We start from the raw sequence: 22,898 nt of genomic DNA, 5'->3' as shown, positions 1-22,898 counted from the left end.
ATCTAAGAGCTCTATAAAGAAAGGGGGATTCACTTATGCGTTCAGTGATTATTGCAGATGATGAGAAGTGGATTGTAGAAGGAATTAAAGCAGGAGTGAATTGGAAGAAATACGGCTTTGAAGTAATCGGCGATGCCGAAAACGGGCAAGAAGCCCTTCAATTAATTCAATCGCTTCGCCCCACCCTTGTTCTAACAGATATCAAGATGCCTGTTATGAATGGACTAGAGCTCATTCAACGTGGCAAGGCCATCGCACCTGATACGATCTTTATCGTACTCAGCGGACATGCCGAGTTCGCTTATGCACAAAAAGCGATGAATTATGGTACTTTCGGATATTGTCTCAAACCCTTTGAAATCGAAGAAATTGAAGGAATGCTCAACCGAATAGCCCAGCAACACGATTCCAAGACAGTTAAAGAACAACCTATCCACGACTTCGAACTTTATGAAGCGGTTTGTTCCGGAGATCTTGAACGAATTAACTTATGGTTGGATGAGAAGAAAATACCCTTGTCGAAAGATACCCCTCATATCCCCATTGTTATCCAAGGGTTAAGTTCACCTGTAGATGTCGGGCAGTTCTCTTCCCTGGTCTTCCCAATGAGCCGCCGTAGGTATGGATACTTATTAGAAGAGTGCCAATACGAAGTCTTCCTCCAGGGTCTTGAACAAACAGAAGTTGTACAAGAGTGCGGAGTCGGGATCGGTCCTCCTATTTCGGATATACAACAATTGGATGCATCTTTAGAGTCCGCCTCTCATGCTGCTTTCAGTATGTTCACAACGGGGATGCCCGGATGTTACCGGGTGAATCCACAGCAGGAAATACCGATCGACGAGAAACTCAAAGAGATTTCCCGGATTCTTCATAATAAAGACCGGCTCGGTTTCATAGCAGCCATGGAATCGATAAAGAAATTATTCAAAGAGGGAACGTTCACCATTAAAGAAGCCTATTTGCTCTATACATCGATCCTCTACTTATTTCCTCGGGAAGGGACTCGGGTTAGCGGCCGTTTTTTTGAAGGATATGAACAGCTCTATTATCGGTACGGCACGGCTGAAGCTATGATCGATGATCTGATTCTTATGACACTTGATATTTTTATGAACAGAAACGAATCTGATATTTCACGAATCTCAAACCACAAAGTCAAAGAAATCATGTTATACATCCGCAACCATTTCAATCAAGAAATTTCGATCCAGCATTTAGCCAATCAGTTTTTTTTAAGTCCAAATTATTTATGCCAATTATTCAAAAAAGAGGTCGGCGAGACCATCATCGAACATATCAGTCGTTTACGAATTGAATACGCTTGTAAAACGCTGATCGAAACCAACCTTTCCATTTACCAAATCGGTGAGAAATGCGGTTTTCAGGATTATTTCTATTTCACACGAATTTTTAAACGGCATCTCAAAATGACACCTACACAATATAGGGAACAAAACAATGAAGACATTTAAGAGACTATCCATCCGAACTCAGGTTTTGCTATTCGGGTTATTTATTGTTGCCATTATCCCAATCATCGTTTCACGAGTCTACCAACTATCAAGCGAAACTATCATTAATCAAAATACGCAATACAATACAGAGCTGGTCTCCCTCCTCAAGCAACGGATTTCTGACAACTATGCCAACGTTTCTTCCATGATGATGAATGTGGGTTACGATTCGACCGTCCAAAAGTTCCTAGTCGAGAATGATAAGCTTCGAGTCTACGATCTATCCCAAAAAGTTGAAGGATTGTTGAGCATCGCCCGAAATATGAACACGGATATCTTAGATATTATTGTTATCGGCAGCTCAAACACACGTATTTCCTTAGCAGGAAGAACAAAATATGCTATCGATCTTATGAAAACAGCTGAGGAGGATGGAATCGTTCATTATCGCGGATACAGTCCTCCAGACAAAGTCATCGACAAGAGAAAACTGCTTTTCGGGATGAACATCTTCGCTTCAGGTGACACGTCCCTATATGGTGAAAAAATTGGCTATCTCGCAGTTATTGTAGATATGAAGGCCATTCAAACTGAAATTTCTGAGTATCCCCGATTGGTCGGAACCAGCTTTTTTATGATGGATGATAAAGGCATGATCTACTCTAATAGCAATGAGCCGGAGGATATGCTCCAGCAGTTTCAAACTCGGGCAACTGGAAGGGATGGAGAGTCCATCGTCGAGACCGTTCATGGAAAGAAATATGCAATTCAGTCCTTTAGCTTACCGGAGATCTCTGGAAAAATCATAACCGCTGTTCCTGTCCATAATTTAATGAAAGAACTGGAGAAATTGAAGAAGGTCAGCTATGCTCTTCTAGCCTTAATCTTGCTGGTCGTCTCTATCCCCTATTCTGTGCTTATGATGAATCTCTTAAGACCGTTGTCTAGGCTTATGCGCTATATGAATCAATTAAAGGGCGGAAGTCTGGGGATATTGAACAACAAGGTCGATTTAAAGGGCTATGCTGAGATTGAAATCATCTCTCGACAGTTCAACGATATGACCACACGGATCCACGATTTGACGGACCAATTAATCGATGCTTCAACTCAACTTTATCTGACCGATCTGGAAAAGCAGCGGGCGGAATATTCGTATTTACAAAGTCAAATTAATCCGCATTTCTTAAGCAATACTTTAGATACAATCAAGGGCGTTGCGATCGTAAAAGGAAATCGGGATATCTTCGAGATGACTACCGCCTTAAGCACAATGCTCAAGTACAGCATCAAAGGCAAAGAGGAGGTAACTCTTGGGGAAGAGCTGAAAATCGCGGAATCTTGTGTGAGGATTTACCAAGGCCGTTTCCCGGACAAATTTACTTACAAGCTGTTGTGTCCCCAGGAATGGTTACACATTCCCGTGCCTAAAATGATCCTTCAACCTATTGTTGAAAATGCGCTTGGTCATGGGCTTGAGGCACAAGGACAAGGAATTTTGCTGATCTCCGTAGAGAAAAACGAAGCGGGGCTGCTTGAAATCGTGGTAGAAGATAATGGTGTAGGCATCGATACAACAAGACTGGAACAACTTACGGAGTTGCTGGCTGGTAAGAATATAGAATCAGGAGATCATATCGGTCTCCTAAATGTCAATAATCGTCTAAATCTTAAGTATGGCGATCCTTGCGGCGTTCTGCTGTATAGTAAGGAGGGTAGCGGGACGAAGACCGTTTTGAGGCTTCCCGGATCTTTAATAGATCCACAAAAAGCGAGAACATAAATAGGGAGGTTGCCCATTCAGGGCAACCTCCATTTCATATGTCTTTCATTCGCCGCATTTACTAGGATATTATTAAGCAGCCTATAAGGATGAGCTCAGATACTCTTTGGCATGGTAGGGTCCACCTTCCATAAGTACCGTCCATAATGGATCGATATCACAATCCATGGAGCCCATCATATTATCATGCCATTCATTCAACAGATAGACAGCCTCCATACAAACGTCTTTACGCACTTCGGCAAGATTATGTTGTTCATAAGGATCATGCTTCAAATCAAAAAGCATTTCTTGCGGGAATCCATGGTGTCCGTCATGATAGGTACGTATATATAACCAATCCGCAAACCGAACGCTGCGTTGACACACATGCGCACATTGTGAGATTACGAGATACTCACGCCCTCCCAAATCCCCCTCCAGAATGGTACCTGCATAACTTTCACCATCCCAAGAAGCAGCCGCTTTCAAATTCAAAAGGCTTGCTAATGTAGGTCCTAGATCAAGGTGATAATGTAGCCCCTCCTCCACGATTCCCTTCTTGCCCCCTGGCCAGCGAACAATCATCGGAATACGGCAAGTCGCCTCGTCTGCTGTGCCATGTTCGGAGTAAATTCCTAGTTCACCCAGACTCTCTCCATGATCCGCAGAGATCAAGATAGCCGTATCTTCCATCACGCCAAGTTCTCTCAGCTTAGAAAAAACTTTTCCGAGATGCTCGTCCAGATACTTAACTCCAGCATCATAGTTGTCAAAGATAACACGCAGGTCATCACGGTTCTCTATCTCCTGCTGATGCCTGAAATGCTGCTGATAATGCGATTTCGCGAGCGCATTCATATCTTCAATACTATGCTGCCCCTTCTTATTTCGGTGAAGCTCAAACACGTCTTCCGTGATCCAATCGGGTAAAGGCTCCTTCTCGAACGGATTACCATAGCTCTCAGGTGTACGATAAGGTGTATGCGGATCCCAGAAATTCAGGTGCAGAAACCAATTTTCGGACTCCCCATTATCCTCAAGCCATTTAAGTGCCACTGGAAGCACCTGCTCTGCCGTCTCATGCCCTCTGCCACCAACATTAAACACTTCTTGGAACCCGGCGTTAAAGGTCCAAGCCGAGTGTCGTTCGGAGAAGGTGCTGATCAATGCAGTTTTCATCGCCGCTTGCCTTAATATAGCCGGAAGGCTCTCCATCCCCAACCGGTCATTGAATTCACGTTTTGCTCCTTCTCTACGCATATCAGCAGCGGTTCCGCCATGCCCTACAATCCCATTATGAATGCCAAATCGCCCCGACATTAAAGCAGAACGAGACGGCAGGCAAGGAGCATCTGAACAATAGTAGTTGGTAAAGGTGACACCTTCTTTTGCGATTGAATCGATATTCGGGGAGGTATTCCGATGATAGCCATAACATCCCAGATGGTCCGGGCGAAGCGAATCCAAATCCAAATACAAGATTCTCATGAGTTATTCCCTGCCTTTCCTTTTCATCGAAATGGTTACGCTCGATTCGGGCAGCTTAGAATGATCTGCTCATGCTTATAAGAGTAAATGAATATGGAAAGCTCCGCTATGGAGTAGCGATGTTTGTTTTTGTAAATTCGATACTTTTCCGGTACTCTGCCGGCCCCTTACCGTATTCGCCACGAAATACCTTGCTGAAGTGTGAAGCATCATAATAACCACATCTCTGGGAGATATGCTCGATTGTATAATCCGTATATTCCAGCATTTGTTTAGCTTGCTGCAGCCGCAATTTTCGCAGCATTTGCATGGGTGTCAGTTTATATATTTTCTGAAATGCCCGGCTAAAATAAACAGGATTCATATGATAGAGCTTGGAAAGCTCCTCTCTACTAATCTCCTGATCAAGCCTCTCCTCCATATATTGCAACGCTTCATTAAAGCGGTCCGTGATAAAGGGATCTCGTGAAGAACGTCGCCCGCCAAGCTTGGTACTCTCCATAATTTCATAAAGAAGAAAAAATGCCAATGAACCAACCTGAACATTCCTGAAATCATCTTCCTCCTGCAACCACAGGCTCCGCAACTCGTCAAACCTTCGCTCATATTCGCTTCGATCCCGGACCCGAATCACCTTGCCTAAAGGGAATAACTTAAAGAAGTCATCTCCGTCTTTAACTTTAGCGTTAATATTAAACAGATAATGTACACCATCCGTTTTGGAGATCACATTAAAAGGCTCGTTAGGACGGTGGATCATCACATCTCCGGCAGAAGCAACATATTCTCCTTCGGAGGATGTCGTCAATACCTCACCTTTTTGGATATAAGAGACGGTATAACAAGACTGGACATAATCGAACAGGATCCGCTTCTGATATTGAATCTTTAGGACGTCCAGCACGTTGATGTCAAACTGACTATGGATGATAGAGGACAAGGAAGTTCCTCCTTCTTATGTAGTAGTCGTAAAAGTGCTTTAACTTGTATAATCAGCCGTACATCGAAAGCCAATATTTCCGGCAGAGCTGTCTGGAGTATTTTTGCTTCTAGCCGCCACCCGATAACGGTTGCAGTAAGATTTATGGCACAAATATGATCCTCCGCGCATCGATCTTGCGACACCACTTACTGGACCTTTCGGATTCACGGATTCGGAAGATAAATGATAGTCCTTAGTAAACCAATCCGCGCACCATTCCCACACGTTTCCTGACATATTATAAAGACCATAGCCGTTAGGCAGATAGGAACTTACAGGTGCGGTACCTGCAAAACCATCGCTGGCATGATTTTTATCGGGAAACTTTCCCTGCCATATATTACAGCGATGCTCTCCGCCTGGTTTTAATTCATCCCCCCAAGGATACCGTTTCTGAACCAGTCCTCCTCGTGCGGCATACTCCCACTCCGCTTCCGTAGGCAGACGTTTACCAGCCCAGCGACAATATGCATCCGCATCATGCCATGATAGGTGAATAGCCGGATGATCAAGTCGTTCATCTACATGGGAATCCGGACCTTCAGGATGACACCAATCCGCTCCCTCCACCACCCACCACCAGGGGGTTTGAGTGGCTACTTGGGTCACCTTTTTCCCTGTCTCCATGGAAACAAAAGAATGAAACACGTAAGACCATCCAAAACGTTCCGCATCTGTAACATAGTTTGTTTCCTTGATAAAAGCAGCAAACTGCTTGTTCGTAACCGCCGTTACATCCATCAAAAAGGAAGATAAGGTAACCTTCCTAGTCGGCCCTTCTCCATCTGCGGGGAACCCTTCCTTATCATCCGTCCCCATAAGAAAAGTGCCTCCAGGGATAAGGATCATGTCCGAGAAATCTTTTTCCCCTGTTACTCCTTGAACCGTTGTGTTCTCCTTACAAACATCAATAGATTCTTGTTTCGCGACTTGATTTCGACTAGCTGAACAACATGCCCGTATATTCTCTGACATGATTTACCTCCAATCTGGAATCGTCCCGGCTCTGTCTAAAAAAAAGCTACCCCAAGAATGCCAGAAGCAACGATAATGGTGAGCGGATGCAGCTTATATTTCATTAAACCATAAAGTGCAGCGAATACAATGATCAACATGCCAAGGGTCTGCCAAGTAATAAAAGCATGTTCCACGCTATTTAAGCCAAAACGAATCGCAGCATAGGCAATCAAGCCTGTAATCACTGGCCGCAAACCATAAAATAACGTTTTAATCCATTGACTATCCCTCACCCGATAAAAGAAGACAGAAATAACAATGATGATTAAAAATGAGGGCAGAACCATGCCTAATGTTGACACAATCGCTCCTTCCATTCCGGCTATACGATATCCGATTAAGGTTGCACTGTTCGTCGCAACAGGACCAGGTGACATCCCTGCGATGGAAACTACCTCTTGAAATTCCCCTTCGGATAACCAACCCCCAGCCATGGCTTCATGCTGAATCATCGGAATGATGGCGTACCCTCCTCCAAAAGACAGAAGACCTATTTTTATAAAAGTGAAAAATAAATTCCAAATCACATCGCTTCCCCCTAGATGTAATACTCCGGATAATTCGATTCTTCATCAGAAGCTTTCAAGGACTCCTTCTCCGTTCGAACTTGGAGCCCTAAGAGCTGTTTAATTTGCAGATATACAAACCCAATACATAAACCAACTGCAATCACGTAAATGGGATTAATTCCGAAAACCAGTAAAACAACCGGTATAACTAACGCCGTAACTGCGGTAGTCTTGTCAATTATAGCGTTCTTGGCCATTCGATATGCAGCTACTAGGATCAAAGCAATAACAGCACCATTAATCCCTTTCATAGCGGCAATGACTTTTGGTTGGTCGGCCAGTTGGGAGTACACGGCGCTAAGCAAACAAACAATGATAAAGGTCGGAATCGTTATCCCTGCGATTGCAGCAATCGCCCCCGTCACACCAGCAAGACGATAACCAATGAATGCCGCTGCATTTACACCTACACCACCAGGTGCAGCCCCAGCTAAAGATAGAATTTCATCCATCTCTTCTTCACCCAGCCATTTTCGTTTAGCGGAAATTTCCCCTTCGATCATAGGGATCATCGCATAACCTCCCCCGAAGGTTACTGGACCAATTCGAACAAATACCCAAAACAACTGAAACAGTAGACTTATCCTCAGGTCTGTATTCGGTATCATATTTGTTTTCATAGTTGTTCTCATGGAATCCACCCTTTTATAATCTGTCGTAATTTCATTATATCACTTTTTCCCAAAATGGAATTAAGTTTTTTGAACGGTAAAATACAACCAAGGGTTTATGAGTTATACTATATTCATGTTAATAAATACAAACTATATAAAAAACGATCTTACAAGTTCATCCTATATATAGCTTGGAGGTATATCGTGGAAAAGCGCTCGACACAAATTCCATCACCAAAAAAACTCCTATACGACCGAATCGCCGAACAAGGCACTGTTTCCAAGTTAGATCTTCTACAGACATTTTCACTTACCAAAAGCACAATGACGCGGATATTGGATGAGATGACCGAAGAAAGCTTGCTGATAGAAAGCGGATTTGGAGAATCTAGCGGAGGCAGAAGACCTATTTTATACCAGATCAATCCTTTCTACGGTTATATAATCGGTTTAGAGATTTCCAGGGTGTATTCTTCTCTTGGTTTATTTGATATGCAAATGAACCCAAAATCAATTGTTCACTGGCGAATGGATCAGGCATTCACACCTGAAAGATTTATAGATCATATCAGTAATCAAATACGCGCTTTCCTTCGGGACCATCAGTTAGTGGACAGTCAAATCATCGGGATAGGAATAGGGGCTGTGGGGCCACTTGATCGGGAACATGGCTTGATCCTAAAGCCGCTGCACTTCCCTTCTTCGGGCTGGAACAATCTTCCGATTTGCAAATTGGTGGAGGAACGGACGGGGTTCAAAGCTTGGTTGGACAACGGTGCCAATTCCGCATTGCTTGGGGAACGATGGTCTATCCGTCACGCAAACATTCAGCATATGCTTTATGTACATGCTGGAGCAGGACTCCGCTATGCGATGATGTCGCATGGAAGTATTGTTCATGGCACAATGGATATGGAAGATGCCATTGGTCAAATGATCATCCAGACAGATGGACCCCGATTAAATCATGACGGGAACTACGGGGCTCTGGAAGCATTTGTATCTGTGCAGGCCATAGAACAAAGTGCACGCTCGGAGGCGAAAATGGACAACGATCTGATCCTCCAAAGATATAAAGTGGCGCCTGAGAAGCTGACTTATGATGTATTGGTACAAGCCTTTAGAGACGGTAATCCACATGCGCGTGAATTATTTACCCAAGCTGCCAGCCATTTCGGGATCGGGCTCGCTAACGTTATCAACCTGTTTCATCCAGAGACCATCATTCTAGGCGGTGCGCTCATTCACTCTCACGAGTTGTTTTTCCAAACAGCGGTGGAGGTGGCACAGAGAAACACTTACCGTTATCCTGAATACCAACCTCACTTCTCCCTAGGTATATTAAAAGAAGAAGCTGTGGTGACGGGTGCGGCAATAATGGCGAGAAATCATATGGTTCTATAGCATAACAAAAAGGTTGTTTCCAATCCTTTGCATGACTGTTGGGACAACCTTATCTAGTCAAAGCTATAATGCCTGACAGCAATTTTTGAATTTCTTCCCGCTTCCGCAGAGACATGGATCATTTCGACCTGGAAGTGGTTTTGCACTTTTCCTGTACTCCAGCATCCGCTCCGATCTAAGTCGGTTCGCCAGTAATAACATGCGTTCATAGGCGTGTGAGTAGAACATTTTGTAACTATGGCAGAAATAATCAACCTCAGTCCGATCATTAACATCAAGCCAATTCCGGTTGCGCGGACATCCCCCATTGCAAAAGCTAAGGTACTCACACTTATAGCATGATTCATTCATATTGGGCTTCATTAACAAAAAATCATCATATACTGGGCTGGTTAGCAGCGCTTTCAGGTCAGTTTGGCCGATATTTCCTAGCCTATGCTCTTCATCAATAAAGAAATCGCAAGGGTAGGCATCCCCGTTCGTTTCAAGCACCATCATCTTCGGGCAACATGAGTTGTGAACGCATAACTCTGCCTCACGATGCATGAATACAAGAAGCATATTCTCAAAAATACGAATAGGAAGCTCTGGATACCCACCGTTGTACCAAAGGTCAAATGTACGGCATAAAAAGACTCCATATTGTTCAGGTGTAATTCGGAAACGTCCCGCTACATCACTTTTCTGAGAAACAAAATCCATGCAGGGGATAAACTGAATATTCGGAAAGGTATGTTCTAGATAAAATGCCATCAACTCCTCTGTTTTCGTCACGTTATCTTCATGAATCACCGTCAGAATACTATACTCCACACCCTCATTCTGTAAATGACGAATCCCACGCATAACTAGATTATAACTGCCTTTCCCCGAACCCGTTACACGATGAGCATCATGAATAGGCTCTGGGCCATCCAGACTAATCCCAACCAAAAAGTTATACCGTTTAAAAAATTTCGCCCATTTCTCATGGATAAGCGTTCCATTGGTCTGCAGTGCATTACTGATCATCGTATGAGGCGGAGCGTACTTAGCTTGAAATGAAATCACTTGTTCAAAATACGAAAGTCCGGCCAATAATGGCTCCCCACCCTGCCAAGAGAAAGTCGCTATCCCTGATGATCTTTTCATGTACTGAGCGATAAACCGCTCCAGAAGCTCCGTATCCATCACCCGGATCGGTTGCTGAGGATGTCCCCCGGCTGTACTGTAATAGCAATAATCACAGGCTAGATTACAATCCTCTGAGACGGTTTTCCACATGACATGAAGGGTCTCCTGCTTAGAGGTTTGTATACATGCAGTCATACGATTCTGCCCCTCCTATGTAATACTATCTTTGTAGAACCTAATTCCTATTTGTTCAATTAAATCATAGATCTGCAAGTCAACGATGAGTAAAACATCATAGCTGGTCGAATAACTGGGCATAAAAAAGCTGCACTCCCCATTGTCCGTTGGAACAAAGCAATAAGGGTGTGCAGTTTCTTTGTGGATGAGTCTAACTAACGGTAGTTAGAGACTAAGTCTTATTAATTACGGACGTATTCTCTATTTGCTGTTTCCAACATGGATTTCCAATCCGCAAACTTCGTCTCCCTAACAACATGACGATCAAAGAGTTCATCAGGTATGTCAGCAACATCTTCTTCTGTCTTTACTTGAAAGTTCCCTTTGGTTAAAAACTCATCGAAACTTTTGTAATTGGAATACTTACTCATAAACGCTTCATTAAACAATTTCTCGAAAGAGATGTGATTGGGATCTTCTTGATACGTTTTCTGTCCTTGTAACTCATTCATCAATTCTTCCATGGTCATTGGTTTTTGTCTTCTCAAATTACCACTCCTAATTTTCTGTTATAGTTGTAGAATATCATGTTAATCCATAAATCACACGAATCCTAAGCTTACCATAATTTTGACGATTTCACCTTTCAAATTTCACTTAATATGCAAATAGTCTCCCTCTATACTTAAAATACAACAAAAAACCTTCCTTATTCATAAGGAAGGCTTCTTATTATTAGGACAATTTCACCAGGCTGTAGTTTTTCTTACCCTTACGGATAATGATAAAACGTCCGCCGATGGCTTCGCTGGCTGTAACTTCAAATGCTACATCGCTAACTTTTTCACCGTTCATGGAAATTGCGCCTTTGGTGATGTCTTCACGCGCTTGACGTTTGGATGGCTCAATTCCTAGATCTACCAGCCACTCCACGATATTTTTGGACTCCAATGTCGTTTCGTAGGTCGGCATTTCCTTGAAGCCTTGCTCGATCTCGTCAGCGGTCAGAGATTTAATATCTCCACTGAACAGAGCGGCAGTAATGCGTTTAGCCTGCTCCAGCAATTCCTCACCATGCACGAATCTGGTCATTTCTTCAGCCAGTGTTATTTGCGCTTCACGTTTATGCGGTTCGGTTTGCACCTTTTCTGCTAGTGCATCAATTTGCTCTTTAGAGAGGAATGTAAAGTACTTCAGGTATTTCACAACATCACGGTCATCTGTATTTGCCCAGAACTGGTAGAATTCAAAAGCTGTCGTTTTGTTCGGATCCAACCAAATGGCTCCGCCAGCTGTTTTACCGAATTTTGTACCATCGGCTTTCAGCATAAGCGGGATGGTAAGTCCGAATGCCACCGCTTCAGAACCTTCTTTTTTACGAATCAGATCTAAGCCACTTGTGATGTTCCCCCATTGGTCAGAACCACCGATTTGCAGCTGCACATCTTCATGCTGGAACAGGTGCAGGTAGTCCAGGGATTGCAGGATTTGGTAAGAGAATTCCGTAAAGGAAATTCCGCTGTCCAATCTGCTTGCTACAACATCCTTGGCAAGCATCGAATTGATGCTGAAGTTTTTACCATAGTCACGCAAAAATTCGATAACATTGATTTTATGCGTCCAATCGTAGTTGTTCACCATGCGGATTTGATTGTCGCCATCAGTCACGAACAATTTTTTCATTTGTGCTGTAAGTGCATCAACGTTGGCTTGGACTTGCTCCAGCGTTTGCAAAGAGCGCTCGGATTGACGTCCACTTGGATCACCGATCGTTCCCGTAGCCCCACCAATTAGAATAACCGGACGATGTCCTGCCAGCTGGAATCTTTTGAGCACCATGAATGGAATCAAGTGGCCAATATGCATACTGTCACCAGTTGGATCTACACCGCAGTACAGGGATACCGATTTTTGATTGGTCAGTTCTCTAAGCCCTTCGGCATCTGTTTGTTGATTGATGGCATCGCGCCATTCTAGTTCGTCGATAATATTCATTGCCTTACACCCCTCAAAATTAGTAGTTATCCTATAATGAAACATCAGTCCGCCAAGCGGAAACGGCTTTGCCCTCCTGATTAGGACGGTACCGTTTCAGCGAGAAATATAAGGATCATTGATGAAGTGAACCCTATAAATCCTTATATTTAAAAACAAAAAAATCGTCCCCTTGTCTATTGTAGACATAGGGACGATTGAATAACCGTGTTACCACCCAGATTGCACCCATGAAACGCTTATGCTCAAGCATACCATTGATACCACTCTTGACGAGATATCGTTCGCCATTCCGCTCGGTGTTACCCGAGATACTCCAAAGTGTAATTCGCAAGCTTAGTGTGTACCGGGTTTCATCAACCCCCGGCTTTCTGGAACAGGGACTAAGTTACTACTGGGCTCCTTCAACGTATATCGTATATAAGATTACAGCCAGTATAGTGAAATAATTCTTTTATGTCAACTATCTTCAGCAGAGAATGCCGTCACACACTTCTACTGTAAAGCGCTACTAGGCATTTCCACTTTTTTTCTGATACAATTACGAAAAAAGAGGTGAACGAATCCGCATGCTAGATCCTATCGATAACCATATTTTGATGCGGCTGGCCCAAAACAGCAGAATTTCCTATACTGATCTAGCTAAAGAAGTCAGTTTATCAAGTGTCGCGGTGAAAGACCGTATTGATCGGCTAGTCAATCAAGGGATTATTGAACAGTTCTCGATTGTCATCAGTGCCGAAAAGTTAGGAAAGAAAATCTCCGCCTACCTGGAACTTGAAGTAGAACCTGCTCATTTGAATCATATCGTCGACGTATTAAAAGAAAACGAACGTGTAGCTGTATTATACGAAATGACAGGACCTTGTATTCTGCATATTCACATCTTAGTTGAGAATCTTGAAGAGATGGAACGGTTTATGCATGAATCAATCTATTGTCTGGATGGACTGGTACGTGTAGAAAGCCAAATTTTATTGAAACGCCACAAAAATCAAGACGGCTTAAATATATAAGAAAAAGAACCGCCTATAAAGACGGTTCTTTTCTCATCTGGATTTTTATTAGAATTATCAAATAATTGCTATTTCGTCCTACTCTGTCTTAGCCAGCTTAGCTTTATAAAAGTTCACGAAATATTCGCTGACCACAACCTTCTCATTCACAACACTTAATGGGGCTACAAGCTTCACTGTCTCTCCGTTGTAAATTCCCGTTGTCGCTCCAACCTTCATCTCCAGTACATTGCCATTGTAGCTCAGCGTAACTGTCTTAGTGGCTGGCTGCCAGCCAACCTTTGCTCCAAAGTTCTCAAAGCTGCTCCGTAAAACCACGGGCTTGCGCTCGGAATCGCCGAATTGACCTTTATCAATTAAGGCGTGAACGCCCCAGTTTCCATCCACCACTTGTGTAATTCCAAAATCAGCTGACACCGACATCAGAGAGTATGCTTCATCTTCGCTCAATTCCATTCCAGCCATTAAAAAATCTTTTGTTTTATGAGCGGCATCCTTCATTGCTTTGTCGATGGATGAGTTTTTAAAGATATCCGTCTGAGCACTAGCCCCCAGCTCCTCCAAATAATTAGCGTAGCTGAATCCATGCACGACCCACTCGTTCTCATTTTCAAGTAATGGGAAGTTTAAACCTTTCAGCTTGTTGTTAAGCGATGTTTTTTTATGAAGAATAACTTGTATATCCCCAGTGACCGATGTCTCAATCGCAGTACCGTTAATCTCCGAATCGCCTTGACCGGCATGCGGGTCACCGATCGACAGTAGTGCACCAGCTACGGATACAGGATAATACATCGTTGCACCTTCGGTAATCCGCCAATCATCTACGTTACCGCCGTTGTAAGAAGGTGGAACGGAGTCAACAACATCCGCTTCTTTCGGCGCCACACCCATTGTACCAAAGTGGAGACGCACCGGAATTTTCACACCTTTTAGCACACCGAAATTCTTATCAATCGTTTTATGGTCAACGATAACACCCGGGTAGTCAATTGTCGGGTGCACTTGACCATCCGGATCGGTTTGCACAGACCATTTGTAGTTATATACAGCTGTTGCATAATCTGTTCCACCCTCCGTATCCATCTCATAGATGGTTACTACCTCACGCTTTTTCGGCTCCTCCACCATATCTCCGTATAGATAACCCCAGTTCGCCGCGGCATTCACGCCATATGTTTTTCCAGCGTATTGTTCATTTCCATTAGGTCTCAGCTTCATGTCCAGAATCTTCACTTCCAGCACATCCCCTGGTTCAGCACCTTCTACTGCGATGGGACCCGTCATAATATGTACGCCTGGCCCGCGGAGCGCTTCGTTCTTCTCCCCTTCAATCCAGTGGAAAATATCCTCCACTCCCGCATCTCCTTTAATCATCCGCTCGTAATCATCACCAGAGTGATGTGTAATAGCCTCAACCGTTACGATGTCTCCCGAATGTACAGTCAGAGCTGGATCTCCCTTACCAATATTCCCCCATCGAACAGTCTCCGAATTCGCCTTCAGAACATGGGTTTTTGGCTTATACGCATCATTCGTTGTGTTAGCATACATGACACTGGATAACGAATTCACCACTAAAAACATGGATAACGTGACGCCTACATTACGAATTATTTGTTTTTTCATACGAAAATCCTCCCAATTAGTGTTAGTTTTTGTAACATTCGGTGTTTCTGAGTATAACAGATGACCTGAGGATTAACAATATAAATATTTTCACGAAGTTTGGTTTAAATAATAAATAGGAAGTAGTCTTTCTCTTGAATTATCCAAGTTAACTCCATAATAAAAAAACGCCAACACTTATTAGCCCATAGTGTTTGACGTTTGATTATCCAGTCTAAAGTGATGCACTAATTTTATTTTTGATCAGTAATACTTCTTGTAGCCCGGGTTACAATCCGCTTTGTTTCCTTGGTACCTGATAGGTTCAACCATTCATCACAAATTTGCTGTACCCATGCCGGATTGATTTTGCTAGCATCATTTAACCAATTGCTTACAGAATCCTGAACGTATTTTGCCGGATCAGAGTTAAGCGGTTCTAATAGCGGTAGGGCAATCGCTGGATTTTCTTTGAGCGCTGTAATATGCTTTGCCCATACCCCATGTGGGCGCGTCAATTCGACCGCAAATCTCCTAATATTCGCGTCCTGGTCATGAACCCAAGCCTTTAACGATTCAATGGACGCTTCCAGCTCGGCAATGACTGATTCCCTCAAAGCCATCCAAGAAATCTCACGCACCCCAAAATGACCATCCGCTGCAAAAGGACGGATTGCTATTAGTTTTTGAACTAGACTCCATTGATGATTCTGCCCCACGATATAAGCAGCCCAGCAGCGAACACTATCGGAGTTATGATGAGCTAACACAGCAAATAGTCGGGAACGTTCCAGCTCTGATTTACAGTCAAATAGAAGCTGCCACTCACGTGAAATCACCGGGATGAGCTTCATGATTTTCTTTTCCGATAACGCATTCAGCCTTTGTAAAATTGGTTTAGCTTCCTGTTCAAAACCTAGCTCATTCAGTACATTTTCCAGCAATATAAGATGATCCACAGCAAGCCATTCCGTTAAATTCACGCTCTGTAAATATCCTTTATTCAGCAGTTCTACAATCTCAACGGGAATTTCAGTAACCTTCCGAGCGCCCTTCCTGCGTTCCATGGAAATCGTCCCTTCACTATGATTTGAAAGCTTAAATCACCTTCATGTCATAGCTAGGATACCGTTGTTTCTAAAAATGAAGCTGTAATCTCGTTTACAACTCGATAGCTATGTTATATTTCTTTCCAAAATCTTGTCTCGCTGGATATAGATAGTTCTGAACCCTGTCTGAATAACCTCCGCTTTCACCAATTCTTGCAATGCCACTGTTACAGCTTCTCTGCTGGCTCCAATTAAATTAGCGATTTCTTGATGCGATAGAGGAACATTAATTTTGTAACAATTATCCTCATGCTCAACCCCATGCTGATCCGCTAGCTTTAAAAGAACGCACAATATTTTATCATGCAGATTTCCGATGGCTAGATTCTGAGTTAACTGACTCATACTTTTTATGCGGTCGCTCAATACTTGCAATAATGACATCATAAACCTAGGCCGGTGAGAGATGAATTCTTCAAACCTTGCAGGATCAATTGTGCAGATATGGCTTTCCTCAATCGTTTCAATATAATGTTCCTTCGTTCCAAAAGAAATCATACCCATTTCACCAAAAACATTACCCTCACTGAGGATATCCGATGTAAATTGCTTACCGTTTGCGTTTAATTGGTATAAGCGAACCTTTCCTTTTTTCACAAAAAACAGTCCTTCAGAAAAGGTTGACGGTGTTTGGATATATGTATTTTTGGGGACTACTGTTATTCGCGTTAATTCTTCCATTTCAATTAGATCTTCCAGTCCTAACGATTGAAGCAAATTGAATTGAGATAAATAATGATTTTTTTCCATTGCCCCTCCTGTATAAAACGCTATTCATTTCTTCAGTATACCTTACAAAAAAAGCCACGTCCTAAGGACGCAGCTTACTAAATTACCGGTTACTTGCTTCCCAGCGCGCTACTTCTTCCCGCACACGTGGGGCCACTTCGGTGCCCAGCAGTCTAATCGCCTGCATAACATCCTCATGAGGCATAGTACCGTGCGGCACATGTAAAAAGAATCGCGTAATTCCCACATGCTTGCGCAGATGAATGATTTTATTAGCGACAGTTTCTGGATCACCTACGTAAAGGGCGCCATCTAAGCTGCACGCTGCATCATAATCTGCACGATGGTACGGAGGTGTTCCTTTTTCCTTCGCCCGCACATTGGTCCGGGCATGCGTTGAAGGAAAAAATTTCTCCAGCGCTAACTGATTAGTCTCCGCTATGAACCCGTGTGAATGCGAAGCGATTGGAAATTTTGAAATATCATGCCCGGCTTCAGCTGCTGCTTTTTTGTAAAGCTGTACATGTGACGCATAATCCAGTGGTAGAACATTCCCTATAATCGCTAAAACAAAAGGCAAACCTAGTGATCCTGTGCGGATCGCAGACTCTGGACTTCCTGCACTCCCGATCCAAATCGGTAAAGGATCTTGAACCGGACGCGGGTAAATCCCCAAATTTTCTATAGCTGCTCGGTGTTTGCCTTTCCAGGTCACTTTTTCTGACTTTTGGATGGCTAATAACAATTCCAGCTTCTCATTAAACAGTTCTTCGTAATCCTTCAGATCATATCCGAATAGAGGAAAAGACTCTGTAAACGAACCCCGGCCGATCATAATCTCCGCACGTCCGTTCGAAATTCCGTCCAGCGTTGCAAAGTCCTGAAACACACGCACCGGATCGGCTGAAGACAGGATCATTACAGCACTGCTCAACCGGATCTTAGTAGTCAACGAAGCAGCTGCAGCCAGTACAACCGCAGGTGAAGATGCCGCATAATCATGCCGATGATGCTCACCTACTCCGTATACATCTAATCCCACCTCTTCGGCAAGTACAATTTCCTCCACTACTTCACGTAGTCGTTCTGCATGACTTATTGTCTCACCCGTTTGGACATCAGGTGTGGTCTCGACAAATGTGCTTACTCCAAGTTCCACTATTCATTTCCTCCTAATATTCTGCACGATGCATTATTCTCTGGATGTAAAAAACCATAAAGGGACTACCTAATTATTCTAACTAATTTAGTTCCCTTCGACTATAATCGAAGTTCATCTAATTAGATCCCCCTCACTATAGATCGGACTGAGGAGCCGTTATTTTAATAATTTCATTCATTTTGCTAAATTATCGGACTTAGATGCAGCTATTCGTGTAAAGTAGCTTCCATAATGTGTGTTTTTATGGAAATAAGCGCAATACAGTCCGAAACTATCGTAAAATCAACTAAAAAGTGAAAATAGCTGCAATACGGTCCGAACAAACAAAACCTCGTGTGAACTGACTACAATACAACAATTATACTGGGACTTTGCCGCCAATGTGCAAGAGTGTAGCTAATGTTAGGTAACGACGAAGTTAGTTTAATTGCCTCTACCGCAAACGCACAGTGTAGCTAATGCGAGGTTACGACGAAGTTTGTTTAATTGTATTTTGTGCAACTATATACGCTTTGAAGGTAGCCTTTGTGGATTTAGTTGCACTCTGTACACTTAAATACGAGCATTTGCCTCAATATGGCGGGATTCTAGAATAATAGTTGTAAAATATGCAATTAAACTGCCCCAAAGCTGCGAGCATAAGAGCTTAATTGTACTTTTTACAACTATTTTGCTTTTTTAATGAGAATTGAGAGGATGCTGCTAGTGCGATGTAATCGCGATGTAATAGCAATGTAATTAGCAATGTAATTAGCAATGTAATTAGCGAAGTAATCGCAATAAATGCAAAAACAAAAAAAAGACCACTAATCACCTAAACACAGACGATTAGCGGCCGGTCAAATCCAAGCTAGTTTGCATTCCCAATACTCGGAGTTATCGGCTTATCCAGCGATTTCGGTGGTTTGCTTGGGTTTATCCCTACGCCGATCCGACCGAATACATACGCTCCGCCAGGAATTCGATTCGCTAAATTCATTATAAGTGCCGAGCCTACCACACAACCGACAAATTGCAGCAGAACACTAAATAGTCCAAGGTTTTGCAACCCAAATGAAGCTGGAAGCTTGACGAATATAGCCAATAGCAAAGGATGAAGCAAGTATATGCCAAAAGAGTATCTGCTGCTCCATTCCAGTACACGTGGCACTTTCTTCATTTTCGATGCCACGGAGAAGAGCAGCAAAATCATGCTTAAGGCGAATAGAAGCATATCAATTCTTTTGGAGCTATGCGCCGTTATCCAGCCTTGACTATTCACGAACAGCACAAGCGCACCTGTCAGAACCGGGAGCGTGTATACCGCTATGCGGAACTTTTTTATTTTTTCCCGGAACCACAGCTCATTTCGTCCCAAGTAATAGGCTACTGTAAAGTAAAAAATCCAACCTGGTGCGAAAATCCAGTACATTTTATCCCAGAAATAATGGGCGGCAGCCGTATCTGCGGGCGTAGTAAAGTTGAAGAAACCCAAATAGATAACGTTAATAAGGAACGATACGATTAGAATAGTGCGGGGGTTAAGCCGCTTCGCATACGTCTGAAACCAGAGGAATAAAGCATAAAACTGAAAGATAATCAGTATAAAATAGCCATGGAAATCTCCAATCAGCAAATGACGCCAGAGGTAATACCAAAAAGCCTGCAGCAAAGGAATGCCGTCACTACCCGACATCTCCAATCCTTTTAGTCCTGCATACAAGGTCCCGAAAAAAAAGTAAGGCAATAAAATATACTTGATTCTTTTCTCCCAAAATCTCGCTGGAATTTCATTGGGATAGGCAAATGACAACACGAATTGGGAGATAAATACGAATACAGGTGTGCCAAACGTTAGCAGTAAACCCACCGATTCTACCCAAGGTGTATTTCCATCGTCATAAACCCGATAAAGAGCATGCAGCAGGGCTATACTTAAGCAGGCTACACTACGAAGAACGAACATTTCCGAGTTCATTTTGCGTTCCATGCGGAGTGCCCCTTTCAATGGGTGCTTTTAATGATCTACTGCGCTTCCTACACTTAAGCGGTCAGTAATTGTTTTTTCCAGCCCGGTATGAAAGTTATGGTTAGGGAACCAAGACAATAATTCCTGGGCTTTTTGATTGTTTAAATAGCTATGGAGAATATCCCCCGGACGAGGATCCGCATAGGTTGTCAGGAAATCCCGACCCGTGATGTCCCCTAATATCCGAACCATCGTATTTATCGAGGTTGGTATTCCGCAGCTAATATTCATCGTCTCATTATTCACTCTGCCGTCGGTCTGAACCGCATCAACGAACGCCTGCGCCACATCCTCCACATAGACGAAATCTCTAGTCTGCTCACCGTCCCCATAGATAACGAGATCCTCCCCTTGCTTTATACGATCCAGAAAAACGGAAACAACGCCAGCTTCCCCATGTGAACTTTGCCTTGGCCCATATACATTAGCGAGACGCAGTATCGTATATTTTAGCCCATGTAAGCTGGCAAACATCCGAATATATGACTCTGGTACACTTTTGGATACACCATAGCAGGACTCGGGATTTAAGGGATGCTGCTCATCAATGCTCAAATATTCCGGGTTCCCATAAACCGCTGCCGATGAGGCATAAACTAGCTTTTGAACCTGATGGATCTCGCACATGCGCAGTACATTCAGCGTGCCAACAATATTCACATTCGCATCAAATAACGGGTTCCGCTGTGATTCTCTGACGTCGATCTGTGCAGCCAGATGAATGACTGCGTTTGGCTTTTCAAGGCTAAAAACCTCATGCAAAGTCTCATCCCGAATATCGTACTTATACAAAACCGCAGCAGGATTCATATAAGTCAGACCGGAGGCTCCGGATACATTATCTACAATCACAGTTTCTATGCCCTTTTTTATTAGCCGATCAACCACATGGGACCCAATAAAGCCTAACCCCCCAGTTACCAATACCTTCAAAATAAAAAACTCCTTTCGCCCGCTAAGAGTGATCTTTGTACCGTGCATTCCCCGAAAAATTCACATAAAATACAAAATCAAAGTATAAAGGAGTGAAGTATATGGCTACTGCCCCTATTCCAGACAGCTCGGTGACTACGTCCATTCTTTCTGATGGTGCGGTCACATCTATTAAATTAGACCCTGAGACTAACGGTTATGTGAACGTCCGATCGTACGGCGCTGTAGGAAACGGTATCAAGGACGATACAGTAGCGATTCAAAATGCTATCAATGCGGGAAACGCCAAAAACAAAGTAGTAATCTTTCCTCCTGGTGTATATAAGGTATCTTCGGGACGCATGCGTAACCCCTCCGTCCTCGACTGGTGGTGTCTTCGAATTCCGGCCAAAACGAATTTAAGCTTTGAAGCCGGCTCCAAACTTGTGCTTGCCCCGAATCCACCCTCAGACACTAGGGTTCTAGTCATCTTAAATGCCTCAAATATTACAATCGCGGGAACCCTTGAAATTGATGGAAGTGCATCGACTGTTAAAACAGCCGTCAACGATCAGCTTCACGGCTTGTTCATTTCTTCTTCGCAAAATATAACGATAGAGTCAGTGTACTCTCACGATTGCTATGGGGATAATATCTTCATTGGGGGGACAGAAGAAATCCCCTCCGTTAATGTGCACATCGGATATGCACGCTGTGAGACTGCTGGACGAAAGAACTTTGTGGTCCATTTTGTAGACCAGCTTCATGTCAACAGAGCAGTCCTGAATAATAGCCGCGGTGGCGCACCGGGTTTTACTGGCGCTAACTCTCTCGATCTTGAACCCGACGTCTTTAAAGGAACGCGCAGCTTTTATCAGCGATTCGACTCCTTGACTACCATTGGTTTCGGTAACGATCTATCAGCAGGGCTTACAGATGCTATCGCTAGACTCTGGACACTCGACATCGGTTCACTAGATATGCGTGTAAGCGGATCGGTAAGTCCAGCCTTACTGTCCTATGGACTGACGCTGAAAATCAATCATTTGGCTATCCGCTCCACCGATCATAAAGCTAACTTCGGTCTACAGACGATCTATTCACAATTTATTGATATCGCTAGCGCCAAGTTCGATGGCATCGGAGGCCCTGCGATCTATGCAGCGTTTAATGCTGCCGGAGGTAAACCAAGGTTGCATATCGGTTCGTTAGGAATGTACGGCTCGGGTTCCACCTTAGCAAGTGGTGTCCGAATCGACGGGGGAGATCTTTATGTGGGGACGATGGATGCACAGGACTTAACGGGCAGTACTTTGCATTTATTCACAACGGAGTCTGACGTCATGGCTACTGTCGACAATATGATCGTCCGCAATAGCGGAACCAATCAGGTAGTGCTAGTCTCTTCTTACGGTGCAGCTAAACCGTCTCTGCGCCTCAATAATGTAGCTGTGTTCGATACCCGAGCAGTGAAAGTAAAGCGAATTCTAGAATTCGAAACACTAATCGGTATGCAAGGCACATCACTAGGTACCTTGTATAATCCTTATTCGCTTCCTGAATGGTTCTCGACCTACGGTAACTTCAAACGGGCCATTCGCCTCACTGGCGGGGCAGTGTTGCCCGCGGTGTTCATAGTGGAGGGTTCGCCCGAGGGAGTCGTAACCGCCCCAGTTGGCAGTCTGGCCATGCGAACGGATGGCACGGCACAAGCCACTTTGTATGTGAAGGAAAGCGGATCAGCTGCCAGCGGATGGAAGGCTAAATAAGATG

Annotated in this window: 19 protein-coding genes and 1 other annotated feature; of the genes, 5 read left to right on the top strand and 14 right to left on the bottom strand. The window is 43.6% G+C overall.

Translation table 11 applies throughout. The features are described 5' to 3' along the window. Positions 1-35: 35 nt before the first annotated feature. Together MHH49_RS23415 and MHH49_RS23410 are read left to right on the top strand one after the other, a co-directional pair. A complete protein-coding gene (locus MHH49_RS23415) occupies positions 36-1,475 on the top strand; it encodes a response regulator (RefSeq protein ID WP_036688196.1) in 1,440 nt (479 codons plus the stop codon). Continuing rightward, positions 1,462-3,240 (top strand): cache domain-containing sensor histidine kinase, encoded by a 1,779-nt coding sequence (locus tag MHH49_RS23410; protein WP_036688197.1) that lies wholly within the window; start codon positions 1,462-1,464, stop codon positions 3,238-3,240. Before MHH49_RS23415 ends, MHH49_RS23410 begins: the two co-directional genes overlap by 14 nt. 81 nt (positions 3,241-3,321) lie before the next feature. Here the strand turns inward: MHH49_RS23410 and MHH49_RS23405 are convergent, their stop codons facing one another. From MHH49_RS23405 to MHH49_RS23385, 5 genes are all read right to left on the bottom strand, one after another. Then, on the bottom strand, positions 3,322-4,710 hold the full coding sequence (locus MHH49_RS23405; RefSeq protein WP_341138521.1) for a sulfatase: 1,389 nt from the start codon (positions 4,708-4,710) through the stop codon (positions 3,322-3,324). A gap of 106 nt (positions 4,711-4,816) precedes the next feature. After that, positions 4,817-5,650 carry a helix-turn-helix domain-containing protein gene (locus MHH49_RS23400; RefSeq protein ID WP_036688203.1) on the bottom strand — a complete coding sequence of 278 codons (834 nt, stop codon included), beginning with the start codon at positions 5,648-5,650 and terminating at the stop codon, positions 4,817-4,819. 39 nt (positions 5,651-5,689) lie between these two features. Continuing rightward, positions 5,690-6,667, bottom strand: coding sequence for a formylglycine-generating enzyme family protein (locus MHH49_RS23395; RefSeq protein WP_038571739.1), 978 nt, complete (start codon positions 6,665-6,667; stop codon positions 5,690-5,692). A gap of 35 nt (positions 6,668-6,702) precedes the next feature. Then, positions 6,703-7,236: a chromate transporter gene (locus MHH49_RS23390; protein WP_036688207.1), complete on the bottom strand. Its 534-nt coding sequence runs from the start codon at positions 7,234-7,236 to the stop codon at positions 6,703-6,705. An 11-nt stretch (positions 7,237-7,247) separates the two neighbouring features. Beyond that, on the bottom strand, positions 7,248-7,886 hold the full coding sequence (locus MHH49_RS23385) for a chromate transporter (RefSeq protein WP_341138802.1): 639 nt from the start codon (positions 7,884-7,886) through the stop codon (positions 7,248-7,250). 210 nt (positions 7,887-8,096) lie between these two features. On the opposite strand from MHH49_RS23385, the gene MHH49_RS23380 reads away from it, so the two are divergent. Next, positions 8,097-9,296, top strand: coding sequence for an ROK family protein (locus tag MHH49_RS23380; protein WP_036688209.1), 1,200 nt, complete (start codon positions 8,097-8,099; stop codon positions 9,294-9,296). Between the two features lie 63 nt (positions 9,297-9,359). Here the strand turns inward: MHH49_RS23380 and MHH49_RS23375 are convergent, their stop codons facing one another. The 3 genes from MHH49_RS23375 to tyrS all read right to left on the bottom strand — a co-directional run bounded on the left by MHH49_RS23375 (position 9,360) and on the right by tyrS (position 12,581). Further along, the gene (locus tag MHH49_RS23375) at positions 9,360-10,604 is read right to left on the bottom strand and encodes an anaerobic sulfatase maturase (protein WP_036688212.1); all 1,245 of its coding nucleotides are present in this window, start codon (positions 10,602-10,604) and stop codon (positions 9,360-9,362) included. Positions 10,605-10,828: 224 nt separating this feature from the next. After that, positions 10,829-11,116 (bottom strand): hypothetical protein, encoded by a 288-nt coding sequence (locus tag MHH49_RS23370; protein ID WP_341138801.1) that lies wholly within the window; start codon positions 11,114-11,116, stop codon positions 10,829-10,831. A gap of 205 nt (positions 11,117-11,321) precedes the next feature. After that, on the bottom strand, positions 11,322-12,581 hold the full coding sequence (tyrS, locus tag MHH49_RS23365; RefSeq protein ID WP_036688216.1) for a tyrosine--tRNA ligase: 1,260 nt from the start codon (positions 12,579-12,581) through the stop codon (positions 11,322-11,324). Between the two features lie 186 nt (positions 12,582-12,767). Next, positions 12,768-12,998, bottom strand: a binding site (T-box leader). Between the two features lie 152 nt (positions 12,999-13,150). Between tyrS and MHH49_RS23360 the strand changes: the two genes are divergently transcribed. Further along, positions 13,151-13,597 carry an Lrp/AsnC family transcriptional regulator gene (locus MHH49_RS23360; RefSeq protein WP_036688218.1) on the top strand — a complete coding sequence of 149 codons (447 nt, stop codon included), beginning with the start codon at positions 13,151-13,153 and terminating at the stop codon, positions 13,595-13,597. A gap of 78 nt (positions 13,598-13,675) precedes the next feature. On the opposite strand, the gene MHH49_RS23355 is transcribed toward MHH49_RS23360, so the two are convergent. From MHH49_RS23355 to MHH49_RS23330, 6 genes are all read right to left on the bottom strand, one after another. Then, a complete protein-coding gene (locus MHH49_RS23355) occupies positions 13,676-15,226 on the bottom strand; it encodes an acetamidase/formamidase family protein (protein WP_051491568.1) in 1,551 nt (516 codons plus the stop codon). Between the two features lie 233 nt (positions 15,227-15,459). Next, a complete protein-coding gene (locus MHH49_RS23350) occupies positions 15,460-16,272 on the bottom strand; it encodes a DNA alkylation repair protein (RefSeq protein ID WP_341138520.1) in 813 nt (270 codons plus the stop codon). A 108-nt stretch (positions 16,273-16,380) separates the two neighbouring features. Further along, positions 16,381-17,064, bottom strand: a complete 684-nt coding sequence (locus MHH49_RS23345; protein ID WP_340393868.1) for a Crp/Fnr family transcriptional regulator — start codon at positions 17,062-17,064, stop codon at positions 16,381-16,383. Between the two features lie 82 nt (positions 17,065-17,146). After that, positions 17,147-18,202 carry an LLM class flavin-dependent oxidoreductase gene (locus MHH49_RS23340; RefSeq protein ID WP_038571758.1) on the bottom strand — a complete coding sequence of 352 codons (1,056 nt, stop codon included), beginning with the start codon at positions 18,200-18,202 and terminating at the stop codon, positions 17,147-17,149. An 853-nt stretch (positions 18,203-19,055) separates the two neighbouring features. Next, a complete protein-coding gene (locus MHH49_RS23335) occupies positions 19,056-20,174 on the bottom strand; it encodes an acyltransferase family protein (protein WP_341138519.1) in 1,119 nt (372 codons plus the stop codon). Positions 20,175-20,201: 27 nt separating this feature from the next. After that, positions 20,202-21,146, bottom strand: coding sequence for an NAD-dependent epimerase/dehydratase family protein (locus MHH49_RS23330; RefSeq protein ID WP_036688229.1), 945 nt, complete (start codon positions 21,144-21,146; stop codon positions 20,202-20,204). Positions 21,147-21,247: 101 nt separating this feature from the next. On the opposite strand from MHH49_RS23330, the gene MHH49_RS23325 reads away from it, so the two are divergent. After that, positions 21,248-22,894: a glycosyl hydrolase family 28-related protein gene (locus MHH49_RS23325; protein ID WP_036688232.1), complete on the top strand. Its 1,647-nt coding sequence runs from the start codon at positions 21,248-21,250 to the stop codon at positions 22,892-22,894. Positions 22,895-22,898: the final 4 nt, after the last annotated feature.

Origin of the sequence: Paenibacillus sp. FSL F4-0122, from assembly GCF_038002845.1 — a bacterium.
In the GTDB taxonomy this organism is placed as follows: domain Bacteria; phylum Bacillota; class Bacilli; order Paenibacillales; family Paenibacillaceae; genus Paenibacillus_AQ; species Paenibacillus_AQ odorifer.
Note: the sequence above shows the minus strand (reverse complement) of the source record. Positions and strands in the feature narration are given on the sequence as shown.

Excerpts from the sequence above, each read along its gene's own strand:
- MHH49_RS23415 (WP_036688196.1), top strand. The coding sequence starts at position 36 with ATGCGTTCAGTGATTATTGCAGATGATGAGAAGTGGATTGTAGAAGGA.
- MHH49_RS23410 (WP_036688197.1), top strand. The coding sequence starts at position 1,462 with ATGAAGACATTTAAGAGACTATCCATCCGAACTCAGGTTTTGCTATTC.
- MHH49_RS23405 (WP_341138521.1), bottom strand. The coding sequence starts at position 4,710 with ATGAGAATCTTGTATTTGGATTTGGATTCGCTTCGCCCGGACCATCTG.
- MHH49_RS23395 (WP_038571739.1), bottom strand. The coding sequence starts at position 6,667 with ATGTCAGAGAATATACGGGCATGTTGTTCAGCTAGTCGAAATCAAGTC.
- MHH49_RS23385 (WP_341138802.1), bottom strand. The coding sequence starts at position 7,886 with ATGATACCGAATACAGACCTGAGGATAAGTCTACTGTTTCAGTTGTTT.
- MHH49_RS23375 (WP_036688212.1), bottom strand. The coding sequence starts at position 10,604 with ATGACTGCATGTATACAAACCTCTAAGCAGGAGACCCTTCATGTCATG.
- MHH49_RS23370 (WP_341138801.1), bottom strand. The coding sequence starts at position 11,116 with ATGACCATGGAAGAATTGATGAATGAGTTACAAGGACAGAAAACGTAT.
- tyrS (WP_036688216.1), bottom strand. The coding sequence starts at position 12,581 with ATGAATATTATCGACGAACTAGAATGGCGCGATGCCATCAATCAACAA.
- MHH49_RS23360 (WP_036688218.1), top strand. The coding sequence starts at position 13,151 with ATGCTAGATCCTATCGATAACCATATTTTGATGCGGCTGGCCCAAAAC.
- MHH49_RS23355 (WP_051491568.1), bottom strand. The coding sequence starts at position 15,226 with ATGAAAAAACAAATAATTCGTAATGTAGGCGTCACGTTATCCATGTTT.
- MHH49_RS23350 (WP_341138520.1), bottom strand. The coding sequence starts at position 16,272 with ATGGAACGCAGGAAGGGCGCTCGGAAGGTTACTGAAATTCCCGTTGAG.
- MHH49_RS23345 (WP_340393868.1), bottom strand. The coding sequence starts at position 17,064 with ATGGAAAAAAATCATTATTTATCTCAATTCAATTTGCTTCAATCGTTA.
- MHH49_RS23335 (WP_341138519.1), bottom strand. The coding sequence starts at position 20,174 with ATGGAACGCAAAATGAACTCGGAAATGTTCGTTCTTCGTAGTGTAGCC.
- MHH49_RS23325 (WP_036688232.1), top strand. The coding sequence starts at position 21,248 with ATGGCTACTGCCCCTATTCCAGACAGCTCGGTGACTACGTCCATTCTT.